10 protein-coding genes are annotated in these 13,261 nt (G+C 58.5%); 3 read left to right on the top strand and 7 right to left on the bottom strand.

Annotation, left to right across the window (positions count from 1 at the left end; all coding sequences use genetic code 11):
* Positions 1–324 precede the first annotated feature (324 nt).
* Entirely contained in the window at positions 325–639 is a 315-nt protein-coding gene (locus XH84_RS32530) for a hypothetical protein (protein WP_128948554.1), read from the bottom strand.
* Between the two features lie 440 nt (positions 640–1,079).
* Here XH84_RS32530 and XH84_RS32535 point away from each other — a divergent pair, with 440 nt between their 5' ends.
* Positions 1,080–1,292, top strand: coding sequence for a hypothetical protein (locus XH84_RS32535; protein WP_128948555.1), 213 nt, complete (start codon positions 1,080–1,082; stop codon positions 1,290–1,292).
* Between the two features lie 335 nt (positions 1,293–1,627).
* Here XH84_RS32535 and XH84_RS32540 read toward each other — a convergent pair whose 3' ends face one another.
* Genes XH84_RS32540 through XH84_RS32555 form a run of 4 tightly spaced genes read right to left on the bottom strand, consistent with a single transcriptional unit; the run spans position 1,628 to position 6,355 of the window.
* Positions 1,628–2,581: a DUF3616 domain-containing protein gene (locus tag XH84_RS32540; RefSeq protein WP_128948556.1), complete on the bottom strand. Its 954-nt coding sequence runs from the start codon at positions 2,579–2,581 to the stop codon at positions 1,628–1,630.
* Between the two features lie 46 nt (positions 2,582–2,627).
* Positions 2,628–3,521, bottom strand: coding sequence for a S1/P1 nuclease (locus XH84_RS32545; RefSeq protein WP_164937411.1), 894 nt, complete (start codon positions 3,519–3,521; stop codon positions 2,628–2,630).
* Positions 3,518–4,294: a hypothetical protein gene (locus XH84_RS32550; protein WP_245471931.1), complete on the bottom strand. Its 777-nt coding sequence runs from the start codon at positions 4,292–4,294 to the stop codon at positions 3,518–3,520. The genes XH84_RS32545 and XH84_RS32550 overlap by 4 nt, the downstream gene beginning before the upstream one ends.
* A 60-nt stretch (positions 4,295–4,354) precedes the next feature.
* Positions 4,355–6,355 (bottom strand): DNA/RNA non-specific endonuclease, encoded by a 2,001-nt coding sequence (locus tag XH84_RS32555; RefSeq protein ID WP_128948558.1) that lies wholly within the window; start codon positions 6,353–6,355, stop codon positions 4,355–4,357.
* A 1,406-nt stretch (positions 6,356–7,761) separates the two neighbouring features.
* On the opposite strand from XH84_RS32555, the gene XH84_RS32560 reads away from it, so the two are divergent.
* Positions 7,762–8,088 carry a DUF736 domain-containing protein gene (locus tag XH84_RS32560; RefSeq protein WP_128948559.1) on the top strand — a complete coding sequence of 109 codons (327 nt, stop codon included), beginning with the start codon at positions 7,762–7,764 and terminating at the stop codon, positions 8,086–8,088.
* A gap of 138 nt (positions 8,089–8,226) precedes the next feature.
* On the opposite strand, the gene XH84_RS32565 is transcribed toward XH84_RS32560, so the two are convergent.
* Positions 8,227–9,552: a DUF3422 family protein gene (locus tag XH84_RS32565; protein ID WP_128948560.1), complete on the bottom strand. Its 1,326-nt coding sequence runs from the start codon at positions 9,550–9,552 to the stop codon at positions 8,227–8,229.
* 575 nt (positions 9,553–10,127) lie between these two features.
* The gene (locus XH84_RS32570) at positions 10,128–10,322 is read right to left on the bottom strand and encodes a hypothetical protein (protein ID WP_128948561.1); all 195 of its coding nucleotides are present in this window, start codon (positions 10,320–10,322) and stop codon (positions 10,128–10,130) included.
* A gap of 427 nt (positions 10,323–10,749) precedes the next feature.
* On the opposite strand from XH84_RS32570, the gene XH84_RS32575 reads away from it, so the two are divergent.
* Positions 10,750–13,221, top strand: a complete 2,472-nt coding sequence (locus XH84_RS32575) for a putative bifunctional diguanylate cyclase/phosphodiesterase (RefSeq protein WP_128948562.1) — start codon at positions 10,750–10,752, stop codon at positions 13,219–13,221.
* Positions 13,222–13,261: the final 40 nt, after the last annotated feature.

The raw sequence follows: 13,261 nt of genomic DNA on the forward strand, positions 1-13,261 counted from the left end.
CCCGCAAAGCCGCTCGCTCGCTACGGCGCTATGTAGGGGCGCGCTTCGCGAGCGGCTTTGCTAATCAGCTACACCACTCCCTGGGACACGACCAGTACGTGCCGCAGGGACGAGCCAAAGAGCGCAATCGTAAGAAGAATCCCCGATAGGTATTGCCGCCGGAGTTTCCCAAGCCCACTGATCGCGCATTTCCGGGCAACCACATCGGGCAATTCAATCGCTTGCTGGAAAACAGCGAGTTGAAGCTCGACCGAGATGGCAAGCCATGTACCGCTTACAGCTCGCGCCATACAAACGACAGGAGTCCGAACGCGTTCCAAATTTTCAGCCGGCCTTAGGTTTCGGAAAGTCTTTCCGTTCACAATCCTTCAACGCCCGACTATCTTGCTTGCACCACCATGTTGTCAGTGGCACCCCAAGATCCGTGAGAGCCACGGACGCTTCGGCGCTTGCCGAAGCGCAATCATCGTCGCACACAAGAATGGCGCCTGGCAGCTTGCGGCTTCCAGAGACATCCGAAAATGACTTTGCGTCGGCAAGGCTTCTGCTAACCGCTACCGGCCATCGATAGGAAGCTTCAATCGCGATGACATGGTTGCCGCCGACGCAGTCAGCTTTGCTTCTGTCGGAGACTGCCATGTCTGGGATCTTTCCTTCGCAGTATTTGCCCCGCCACTCGCCAGGCTCATCTCGTGGCACCATGGTCTTAAGAAGTGCGACCTGACTGTCGGTAAGGCTGAGCGACAGCGGTGGCTGGACGAGGCCATACTTATCGTAATATGTGAACTGACAGTGCTTGGGCTGAACCGATGAAAACATCCCATTCACTGGATAGGTTTGCGCATGTGTAAGGCGACCGAAGAACGATACGGTTGACCGTGTAGGCACCTCGGGAAACGCCTTTGTGCCCTCTGCACATCGTGGAAGTTGAAGGTGTATATTTCGCGCTCGTTCGACCAGGTTTCGCCAGCGCAAGCAAAATTGGACAGAATCGAAGCCACGGAAAAGCCGCTGTTGACCAATTGTCCTCTCAGCAGGCTTTCGTAGTTCGCCACGCGATCCACTCGGTTGGAGGCGGCTTGATCGTCAAGGCCGACGTTTACGATATCGCGATTGAAGACGTGAACAGTAACGGCGGCGCGATCTCGCTGCAGCCAGCCCAGGACCGTGCCGACGGCTGGATAAAAAAAGGCAGTGATCAAGGCCGCTATTGCCGCTGGCATCCCGACCCAATCACGAAAGGTCTTCGCGGCAGTGCCCAGCGCAGAAAAAAGCCTTTTTGCGCGGGGTGATTACGGCGATGTCGGATAGGCATTCCGGACACTTCCTGGCTTGGCCTGGAATCTTCCGTTCGCATCTCGGGCAATGTTTCGTTATCATTCGAATCCTCGCGACGTCGCTGCATTGGTTGCTGTAGATCGCTTGCACTCGCGTCCTGCACTCCCCTCACATGAGATCGCGCCATATGCCAATCGCTCGGATCGACGACGAGGGCGAGCTAGTCGGGCAGCGCAGCTCGTTTGTGGATGCGATCGCTTCTACCGTTCTGACGAAGGTCGCCGTTGGAGCGATCTGGGGTCCTCACGAGGATCTCCTATCTCGATCACCGGCGATGCTTTGACGAACCTTAGACCTTGAAGATGTCAGCTCGACAGCGTGCTCCCCTAATACGACGATCGTCATTGCCGACGTCATACACGACGAGCAATTCGCCATCCTTGAAGCAAATGCCTTCGGGCGCCACGGAGCCGTTCGGCCAGCCATAGACCCGCCTCGGGCGCTGAATCCGCTTTGTCATGCGCCGGCTCCACTGGTAAAGCCGGAAGGGCCCAAGCGCGGCTGTGACCGGCCCGGCCAAGACGAAGATCGTCTCACCCCGAACTGTCAAGTCACGAACGCCCAAGCCGTGGAGGTCGAGAAAATGAAGGATTGGAGGCCGCGCGCTCACCTTGTTGACACCCGTCAGGGACAGTTCGGCTACGAGCGCGATACTATCGACGACAGGGCCTCTTAGGCCGATGAAGAGCCGGTTCTTGCCGATAGCAAGGCCCTCAATATCCAGCCCGTTCTCCTTGCTAGGCAGGCCGACAAATGGGCGGATGAAGGGGTCGCCAGCTAACCGCTCCCTCAGGCTTTTCCGGCCCGTCAGCGGCACTGCATAACTACGAGGCCGTTCATTGAGGAGCGAGTCGACAGCGACGCGTCCGAGTAATCTTCGGCTCTTGCGCTCGCGCAACTCCGGATCGACCATGGTGGCCTTTGACTTGCGCGCTTGCTTGCGCACGATGCAATGCGAACCACAGAGCCACAGTTCGCCGTCCCGAAAGTCGAGCGATTCGAGGTCGATCTCGTCACCATCTTTCTTGCCAGGAAGATGATCGAATATCTCGTCGAGCCCGAACTGACGCAACAGCCGAAACCCTCCTCGATGAGGTTCGAGACATTCGACCGTGCGGCCTTCGTCTGAAGCCGTCCAAAGGTAGGGATCCGCCCAAACGATCGCGGAGATATTGCGGACGAGCGCAGCATCCTCGCCAGCAGCTTGATAATCAAGCCAAACCGATCGTCGCTTGATGGCCATCTTCTGACTTCGCCGCAAGGTATGTCAATACGTGCTCAAGTCGCGTTCAGGGTCCTGCGAGCACATCCTCTAGGATAGCCTTCAGGCGCGATGCGCTTTTCATCATTTGATCGTTGAGATCGTCTTTCACGGCCACAGCGTAAGCATCGCCGAGCTCCACGGCATGGGCCGGATCGTTAGCCGCCGGCGTTCCTGCCGGCAACAGCTGGTAAGCCTTAATTCCGAGCGCATGCGTGTCATTGGCCCAGGCCGCAATGCGAGCCTCGTCATAAGGGCCACCTTCGGCTGGGGGAAGCGCGATACCGTCCAGCGCGTCAGCATAGCTCCCCCATGAATAAGCTTGTAACTCGATAAGAGAGTCGTCCCACATGCTGTGAAACGAGGATGACCGACGGTAGCTTTTTCCATCTTGCCGCTTAGCCTGAAGTGAGACGAAAAGCGTGTTACCTCCGCCGTCGTCCCCGTTGCAGCTCGCATGAAGAGGTTGACCCAAATCACCAATCAGGTGAACTACGAGGCGTAGCGCGTCCCGACGCTCGCGGATCGGTTTGGTTCTGTCCTTGAGGGTAGCGATCGCGATCGGCAGGCCCTTGGCGATACAATTGCCCTGGTTGTTCTTTTCTGGACAATCGGCCTCGCCGTAAGCGGGGTGCGAGATATCGATGTCAACAAAATGCCAGCGATAGGTGCCTTTACCTTGCTCAGTGAATTTATAATCGTCCGCCCAGTTGGAGATCGAGGCGAGCGAAGTTTCGCCTATCAACTCCTTCAAGGCCGCGAGCGTCCTCGAATTAAGATGGCGTTGCGCGAGCTCGGCAATGACGGAGTGACCAAGCTGCCCCCATGCCCACGCCGAACTCGGCCAAATTACCCCCATAACGAGCGCGAAAAGAGCATATCTGCAAGTTTGCTTGCGTCTCGTTACCCCGGCTGCGGTCATGGACGACATACTCCTGCATTGCCGGGCACGACCGGCGTTTCGTAAAGGCCGGGTGCGGCAGGTTGCCCGTCGAACATGATGCCCATCTGACCGGCAAGACCGGAATTGGCGTTGACCTCGCGGCGCTTCTGGTTGATGGCCCGCACAATATTCCATTCGTCGTGAGAGCCATAGCTGAAGGTCACCGACGCACGGAGCCCGTAGTAGTCCCGAAAAGCGCGGCGGCCGACCGCCTTCAATTTCTCGTCTGTCTTAGCGGCCTCGTCATAATAGCTCTCCAGACGTTCAAGGTCGCCCGCCCCCGTGAGTCCGAAATGGCGAGCGTAGTCAGAGGGACCGACAAAATAGACAAAATCGAGTTCGCTGAGCCCGTCCGGTCCTTCCAGGACCTTGGTCCACATCAGCATGTAGTCGGCACCTGTCGCTCCTGCAGGAAGCGCGAACTCCGCGGCGCCAGGATTCAGTACCCACGCCGCGCTTGCACCGAGCCGGGCTTCGATGCGGGCTTTCGTCTCGACGGCAGTTTTGGCGTTCTCGTTGAACCATCCGCCTCCCAGCGTAGACAGCGGGATGCTGAGATAGCCTACGGCCTTGCCCTTTGCTTTTTCCGCAGCAAGCAGTTTGCGGATAGTGTCTACGTTCTTTTCGACGGCTTCGCTCAGGCCGCGGTCCACGCAATAACAGAAGCCGTTGGCAGTGCACTGAGTGAGCTTTTCGGCCTGGACGCTACCCAAGGTGCAGATCAAAACAAGTAGGACCAAGGCAGCTTTCATTGAAGCTCTCCTCTCGGATCCAATGGGATGCAAGCCCGTCCGTGAATGACCGGGCGCGAGCTAGGCGAAGTATTCTTCTTTGGAGAACAGCGGTTTGACCGACATGACCACGTCGCCAACGCCCTGGGCTCGCACGAAAGCTACCTCGCGGTCTTTCAAGGCTCGTGGAAAGACTACACCTGTCTTCTCCTGGAGATCACGAAGTGTGATCCGCGCCCACAGCCATTCGTCGAAGTCGAGTGCTTCCGGACGAACCAACCCCTCGATTAGGTTGGCCTGCGTCAGGATGAACGCGAACACCTTCTCTTTGCCGTCCTCGTCATCGACATAGGCAACGACTTTCCAGAACTCGCGCGGGAGATAACAGTCCTCACCGAGCTGAACGAATTTCTTGTCCTTGTTTGAAAACACCGGACCGCCCATCACAGAGACCCGCAGCCTATGTGGCGCTTCCGAATCGAACACCGTGTTCTCCAGCCGGCCCCAGAGCCCACCGTCCGGATCGCCGCTGGTATCGTCGCTCTGGTTGAACGCCTTATGCTGCGGTGTAATGTTGGTGTAGAAGAAGCTATCGTAGTTACCCTGCTTTGCCTCCTCAAGGCTTCCCCAGCAAAGATCGGCCCGGCGCGCGATATGCCCCTTATCGAGCACATTGTCATAATAGATGTCGTTCGTGAGCTGGTAGTCCTCGAGATCGCCACGCCGATCGGTACGGAAACTCACGCGTTTGATCCGTTTGAATTCGGCGCCATCGATGTTCCAGGCCACGCAAGCGGGATATTTCCGCCGCTTGCTCAGCCAGACTGAGAAGTGGCAGTACCGGAGCTCTTCATCGCCATCGAGCTTTGCCAGGTCGCGTTTTAGGCTTGGCGTGAACTTCGGTGGTTCAATCTGGAACGGCAGGAAACTGGGATCAAAGCCTTGCCGAAACTCTTCAATCCCTTCCGGCGCGGCGATCTCAGCCTTGACTGCGCCGATTGGCTCGATCTCCAGCTTATTCATCACGGAGCGAGCAAGGCAGGCCAACGCAAACTCAGCCGTTCCGCCATCATCGTCGTCGCCGGCGAAGTGAAGACCTAGCATGACGTCTGTCGGTTTGCCCTTCGAGTCAACAGCCATCCAGATCGAGCCGGAATCTCCCCCGCGACTAATCTCATTGTCCGGTGCCGGCTTCTTGGGGTCCGGGCCGATTTCAAAACCCCCAATGATGGCGGTCTGGCCGCCGGGATAGGTCATCCTCGTGTTGACCTCAAGCCGCGTGACAATTCCGAAAGTCACGCCGGAGGTCCGTCCGCTCTTGACCACCCGGTCATCCAGCTGAGGCTCACCAATCTCGCTGAAGGACGTGCCGAGCCCGATGATCTTGTTAGAAAATTTCCGTCCTGTGATGGATGCGATCGCACAATCACCGGCGGGACCAAGATGGCTGCGCAACAGCTTGCCGATCCGATTAAGCTCGACTCGATTATCGTCGAATTTACCCGGTTGCACGACGTCGTCGCCGAGCCTCCCTTGGGATCCCTGCATCACATGCCAGTTCGACAGCATGACGGTGCGCTTGGTCTGCTTGTCGCGCACAAAAGTCCCGAGCGTTCCGGCCGTCGTGAAGAGGTTGCCCAAGCTCACGCCAGGAAAAACGGGGTCAGCTCGGACACGGCGCTCGTTCTTTGGTTCTAGACCGAGCTTCTTAAAGCTCGGCGCGTACTTTCGCTCGATGACATCCGTTGGAATTTGCTCGCCGTCGACCTCCAGATATTTGGGGATCGGCTTGGTTCCGAGCTGCGGCAGCGCTTCAGCAACGGCTTTCGCTTGGACCGAGAACTGGATCGCCAATTCCGGCGTCTTCTCGCCCTTAGTTTGCTTGTAGCCGATTCCGACGCTCGTAATGTTGGGATCACTCAGAAAGCCTTCGGCGCGGGCGCGAACATAACGTCGAAGCTTTTCGAGCTTCTTCTCGGGAATGCCCCCGGCCGACTTGCTGCCCTTACCTTTGTTCGTCGCTTGCTTCTTGGCGGCCTTGCCACGCGGAGATTGCTTCGTCCGCAACGTTTTCTTCGTCATCCTGAAAATCCCTCAAAAAATGACAGAGCATGCGCAGTGCAAGTTAATGCAACGAAAAATCTCGACGGAATTCGATCCTGGCGGCGCAAGACATTCCAGCCCGTCACCGGAGCCGACCAACGGCAAAATATCGAGTGCCAGTATAGATTGATATTTTCTGGGATGTCTACCGGCCTAATTGTCTCAGCGACGGTGGATCGGACGTGTGACGTAAGCCGATGCCTGGGGAGACGCCCTGTCCGCTGGTCGATGGCTCTGACGGAGCTTGGCGAGAAGGTTCGGCTTGAAATGCCGGCGCGGATTCGACTCAGGGCGAAGCGGCCTATACCCGAACGCTCCTATACGAGCAATCTAATGTTGGTTGCCCCAACGCGCCGCTTGAAGTATCCGGCACTGTCAGCGCCAGCAGCGTCTACACCTCCGGAACATTCCGGGTCGGCGGCACCGGCAGCGAAACCTGCTCAGGCCCCTCAGACTACGGCAAGAACCGCTACAACCCGGTCACCGGCCACATGCAGGTCTGCGTCCCGCGCCGAGACACGCCCGCGCGGCAACGCACGAAGCGACAATGCCTCTACGAAATCCGCAAGCGCCTGAACCGCGAAAATCCGCCATCCCACCCAACGAAACTTTGCAAATCCGTCACCCGCATCGGCGCTTCGTTCGCAGAAGCCGCTGCAAACCCGTCACCCGCCCAGAGCAGCGGATTAGTCTAGTACACCGATGGCACGGCTTCATCAGGTGATCAGACAAAAGCTAAGGGAGACACGACACGTCACCCGATGTTCTTGGGCGACATTCAATTATATTTTAATGATATCTACTGAAATAATATTTCTTGCCTATTCTGATCAAGGATCACGATATCACCATTGACGTCGGGCCCTATCTACCTCGGCCTTTTCAACCATGGGGCGCGAGAGTGCCTAAGAGCGGCATCTTTTTGGGATACCGTGCCGGAGGCGAACCCCGCAACGCCCCCGTCAGAATGAGAGGGCGGACGGGCTTCGCCATGACGGGTTGAAGAATGAGAGGCCTCCGGCGCCTGTCGTGGCGGCACGCGCGTCGGCCGAGTATCGTCCGAGTGGTTCTCGCGGCCAGGGTACGACGACGCTCGCCACGTTCTCGTTGATGTCAGCTCTGTTTCGGATCGAGCGAACGAAGCGGCCTCTTCGATGGGGGGAGATCTGACTGAAGGCCGGCTAAGAAGCTTCGATCGCCCATCGCGCAACAGCGGCGTCACAACTTTCAACCCCTGCCGGCTGCGCCGTCATTCTCGCGAAACAAGAAAGTTACTCCTTTGCTGTCGAGCCCCTGCGGGTGCGCCGTCGATCGCCTCCGGCCTGTCGATCACCATCGAGGCCGCAAGGTGCGGGCTCGGAAAACAGAGATCAAGGAGAACTTCCATGGCGACCATCGGCACCTTCAAGAAGACCGGCAACAACGAGTTCAACGGCGAAAATGTCACCCTCTCGCTGCAGGAGAGGAACGTCCGTATCGTCCCCGAGACCAGCCGCTCGCGCGACAACGCCCCCAGCCACCGGATCTATGTCGGCCGTGTGGAGATCGGGGCCGCCTGGACCAAGCACTCCAACGAGGGCCGCGACTATCTCGGTCTCAAGCTCGACGATCCGAGCTTCACCGCTCCGATCTTCGCCAACCTCTTCGCCGACGAGGAAGGTGAGGGCTTCAGCCTGATCTGGTCCCGCCGCAGCCGTCGCAACGGCGACTGACCCAATCCCAGAATGCCTCGCCCCGTTAGTCCGGGCGGAGCATTACCTTGCGCAGGAGCCGGCCGCGATCTTGCGGCAGCGTCGTACCACGACCATGCGAGCTTCGCAGGATGGACGCACTGATTCCCTCAAGGAGCTTCAGTCGCAGGCGACCGAGGGCGCGTCGTCGTGCTTGAGGTGTCGCTTTCGCACATTGTAACTCACCAGCCAGATCACGCCGACTGCGATCGGCACGAAGGCTGCGGTCAGGAAGGAGGGCTCTACTCGCAGTCCGACGTCATGCGCGCCCTTGGCAAGATAGCTAAACAAGCTGACCACATAATATCCTATCGCCCCGACCGATAATCCTTCGACCGTGCACTGCAGCCGAAGTTGCTGTCTCGCGCGCTCGTTGATGGCCTGCAACAGGTCGCGATGTTGTCGTTCGATTTCGACGTCGACACGGGTTCGCAACAGATCGGCGGCACGCGCGAGCTTGACCGACAGAGCCGCCTGACGATCCTCTACGGTCGCGCAGGTTCGCATTGCGGGCGCCATGCGGCGCGCCAGAAACGACGACCAGGTTGGATAACCCGAGACATCGTTGCCTTCAATGATGGACAGTCGCGATTGGACCAGCTCGTTGTAGGCCCTGCTGGCGCCGAAGCGAAACAGGCTGCCGGTCGCGCCTTTTTCGAAGGTGGCGGCCAGCCCCGTCAGCTCGGCAAGCAGATGGTTGTTGAACTGCAGCCCCTCACCGCTTTGCATTTTTTCGAGCGCCTCAACAAGACGGCGGTCGATGCGATCGACAGACGGTGCAAGCTCAAGGGCCGCCGACAGGCCAAGCAGCGCCAACGGACGGTAAGTCTCGATTTCCAGGAGCCGTTGCACCAGCGCTCCGAGATCGTGCGATGTCAAGCCGTGGTCGCAGACGAGGATGTTCGTGAAGCCTTTTTCGTCTACGCGGAAGTCTGAGGCGGCAACGCCTGCGCCGCTCTTTGTGGCAACCATGGCCAGGCTGTTCTTGTCAAAAATCTGTTCGGCGCGCTTGGTCGGCGAGGCGCACCGTTCCACTTCTAACCTGATCGCAACTAGCAACTGTCCGGTCTGCCGCAATGCGCGGATCAGCGATCGGACGGTGCCATCAACTTTGACAAATTGGTGTGCGGCAGGACCATTTGCGTTAGTCCAGATCCAGGTGAATGTTGTAAATTCCGAATGCTGCTCCCAGCGCAGCGTAGCGGGCCCGATGACAATCTGATGAAGTTTCGCCGATTGCTCAGGCGGTGGAAGATTGCGTTCGAGGCAAAAATCGATAAAACGGCAGCGATCGCTTGTGGCCGCCTCACCCTGCGCAAGAAAAGCCAAATGGATCACGCTGACGGGCGAGACAAGGCCCGTGAAAGGGCGCGCGTGCACTTCGCCGAGTACAGCGTGGCGTTGAGGATGTGGTGTGAAGGTTCGCAGATCCATTTCATCGATCATGTATTGACGCCTCGTGAGCTGGTAACCGTGAGGAGGTGGGAAGCAATGGCGGTGCTGGGAAACGGTTAAGCAGGAGCGTCCCAGTGGGGTGCAGACAGAAGACCTCCGGTGCGGCAACCGTATTGTCGATTGACGGAATGAGGCCCAAACGCGACTCTCAACTTGGTCCCGGCGCAAAACTTCTTGACGCGGAGAGGCGGTGCAGGATTTGGGCCAGCGCCGTAGAAGGGGGCGCCCCCACGCTTTTCGGGGCGCAATGTGGCTTTCGAAGACAGTCGGAGACAGTTTCGAACATCGAGCGCGCTTGTAATCTGACAGGATGCGCACGTGGCGCAGGCCGCCGGGAATTGCCTGTTTCGCACCGTGATCGCTAGTCAGGCGGCTGCTATACCTGAGACGCCATACTGTGGTTGGATTGACCATGCAGAGGCCGGAGACTGATCGCGCCCAACACGTTCAAGGCGTCATCATTTCGAAGGTCGCCAAGGATCCTGTTCGTGGCTTCAGGGCTCGGCCGGGATCTGACACCAACCCACTCAAGCTCCTTAGCCAGGGGCGGGCCAACCGAGACGGCGTTATTGATTGCGGATCGCCTTCATGGAAGGCTGTACGGTCAAGCGATAGAGCACGAGGGGAACCGCTCTGAGCTCTTCGATCAGTGTGCCGCAAGCAGGGCAGTGGTAGCTTCCTTGGATGCCACGTTCGGACGTAAGCTCAAGACGGCGGAAGCCGGCACCGCATTCCGAGCACGTCACATCACTCTTTTTCATGCGTGCCCTCCTCGCGATGGCAGCCGTCACATTTGTTTAACATGCGCTTAGTTACCGCGCATCTCCCTGGGACGCCATTCAAGGACAATTAACATTGCGGATTTGCTGTCGCCTGCGCCTGTCGGCAAATGGTAGTCGTACAAATCGGACACCGACAAAAAATTGCGCTCGGTTGTAGAGCGCTCCTTCGTAGAGGTTCAAACCATCGTGCGAAGCTTCTCGTCGTCATCCTGACACCGACAACCGCTTTTCGTCGTATTCTGGCTGCTCGTCGCGCATTTCCTGCGTTGTGAGGAAGAAGACGGTCACGCGTGGTCGAAAGGATCCGCTATCGATCAGCATGATCGCGCCGTCCGTTTAAGTATGAATTAAGCCAAGCTGGATTTGATGCCGCCCGGGCAGGAAGCTTAGGTCAGCGGGGCGTGTGATGAGTGCTGCCAACGAGCAATCCGCGGGATCGGATACGAGGCTGTTCAATGACATGCCGGTCTTGCGGCGGAAGTGGCAGGCTGCGCTCAAGCCCGGCGAGACGCTTCCCCGCTACGAAAATGTGCTGCTGGGGAGCCTTGGGCGGCTTGCCGATCATCTTGTGCTGCTCCGGTGTGACAATGGCGCGTTTGCGGTTTCGCGCACTGGCCGCTATGTGCAGAATTGGTTGGGCGATGCCCGCTGGGACATTCCGCTGGATGCGTTGGGTCCAGATTGCGCGACAGCCCTCACCGGGGCGGCCTCAAATGCGATTGCAAACAGCCATCCCTATCTGGCAACCGCTCATTGCGTGCACGCCGGCATGGTACGGACCTACGACGTGCTGGCTCTGCCCACCTTATCGCGTTGGGGCGGTACACTGGTCGGCGTCTATGTCAACGAGCGGGCTACAGAATACAATTTGATCGATGCAATCTTTTGCAAGACCGACGATGGCGTCATCTCCCTGTCAACCGTTCGCGATCCCACAGGCAGACCATTTGATTTTCAAGTTGTGCACCACAACGAGGCAGGGGCTAGGCTCCTCGGTGTGGAAGAGGGCAGCCTGTTGTGGCAGCGCCTCAGCAATTCAGACCATCTGCTCTGTTCGCATGAGATGATAGAGCGGTTGGGCGCCGCGGTCGCGAATGAATTCGGTGACCAGTTCGAGGTCGAATACGGTGATCAGAGCCTGCGCTTGCGCCTCAGTGCCTTCGGCGACATCGTGTCCGTGGTCATTTCCGACGTTACGTCCTTCAAGCGCCGGGATGCCTCGTTCAGGTTGCTGTTCGATAGCAATCCGATGCCGATGTGGGCGCTCGACGCCAAGACAATGGACTTCGTGAGGGTTAATGACGCAGCAGTGCAGCACTATGGCTATGCTCGCGAGACCTTCCTGCGAATGAAAGTTCAGGAGATCTGGCCAGACGACGAGCGGGTCAGCTATACGCGGGCGCTGCGGGACGCCGGCGATATCTATCAGTCCGAACACCCCTGGCGCCATGTCAAGGCTGATGGCACGGAGATTTCTGTGCTGACCTTTGGGCGACGCCTGATGATTGAGGGGCGCGAAGGGTATCTGGTCGTGGTGGTCGACATCACCGAACGGCGCAAAGCCGAGGCCCGTATCGCCCATATGGCACTTCACGACGGGCTGACCAACCTCGCCAACCGCGCACTCCACCAGAGGTGGCTCGGGGAGGCGCTTGAAAGGGCTAATGCAGCAGGTAACAGCGTCGCGGTGCTGTGCATCGACCTTGACCTCTTCAAGAACGTCAACGATTCGTTCGGACGCCCCATCGGCGATCACATGCTCGAGCAGGTGGCCGACCGGTTACGGTCCAGGGTCGCCGGAAACAATCTGGCGGCACGGCTCGGTGGCGACGAATTTTCGATCATTCTCACGGATGATACCTCGCCGACGCATGTGAGCCAATTCGCGGCCGACCTGATCAGGACGTTGAGTGCGCCTTACGAGATTGACGGCAATCAAGTCATTATCGGTGCCTCGGTCGGAATCGCGCTGTCACCAGGCGATGGCACGACCAGTGCCGAACTGATGCGTAACGCCGATATGGCGCTCTATCGCGCCAAAGAGGATGGCCGCGGAACGCATCGCTTCTTCGAGCGCGAGATGGATCAGCAGGCGCAGCGGCGGCGCGGGATGGAGCTTGATCTGCGCCGTGCCTTTGCTGGTCACGAATTCGAGCTGCACTATCAGCCCCTGGTTGATATCGCGAGCGACAAGATCTCTGGCTTTGAGGCGCTTCTGCGCTGGCCGCACCCAGAGAAGGGCATGATCTCGCCGGCCGAGTTCATTCCCCTTGCGGAGGAAATCGGACTGATCGGGCCCCTCGGAGAATGGGTGCTGCGCGATGCCTGTAACGAGGCGGTAAAGTGGCCTTCGGAGATCAAGGTTGCGGTTAACCTGTCCCCGGTTCAATTCCGTAGCCGCAATCTGGTTCAGGTGGTGATTTCAGCGCTGGCGAAGTCCGGCTTGGCGCCGACGCGGCTCGAGCTTGAAATCACTGAATCTGTGTTTCTGGCGGAGACGGAGGCAAATCTTGGGATCCTGCACCAGCTCCGCGAGCTTGGCGTCTCCATATCGCTAGATGATTTTGGAACGGGCTATTCCAGCCTCAGCTACTTGCGCAGCTTTCCCTTCGACAAGATCAAGATCGATCGCTCCTTTGTGAAGGATCTGGCGAAACGCTCCGATTGCGGGGCCATCGTGCGGGCGATCTCGAGCCTTGGCCGTAGCCTCAACATCACAACGACAGCGGAAGGGGTGGAGACTACGGAGCAGCTCGATTGGCTTCGCGCCGAGGGCTGCAACGAGGTGCAAGGATTCTTGTTCAGTGGCGCCAGGCCATCCGCCGAGGTGGGTCAGCTGTTGGTTCGCTTTGGCGCAAGGGCGTCCAAGGCGGCATGAATTGCCGATCCCGCAGGAACAGGTGCGTCAAATCGAGGGC

This window comes from Bradyrhizobium nanningense, assembly GCF_004114535.1.
Lineage (GTDB): Bacteria > Pseudomonadota > Alphaproteobacteria > Rhizobiales > Xanthobacteraceae > Bradyrhizobium > Bradyrhizobium nanningense.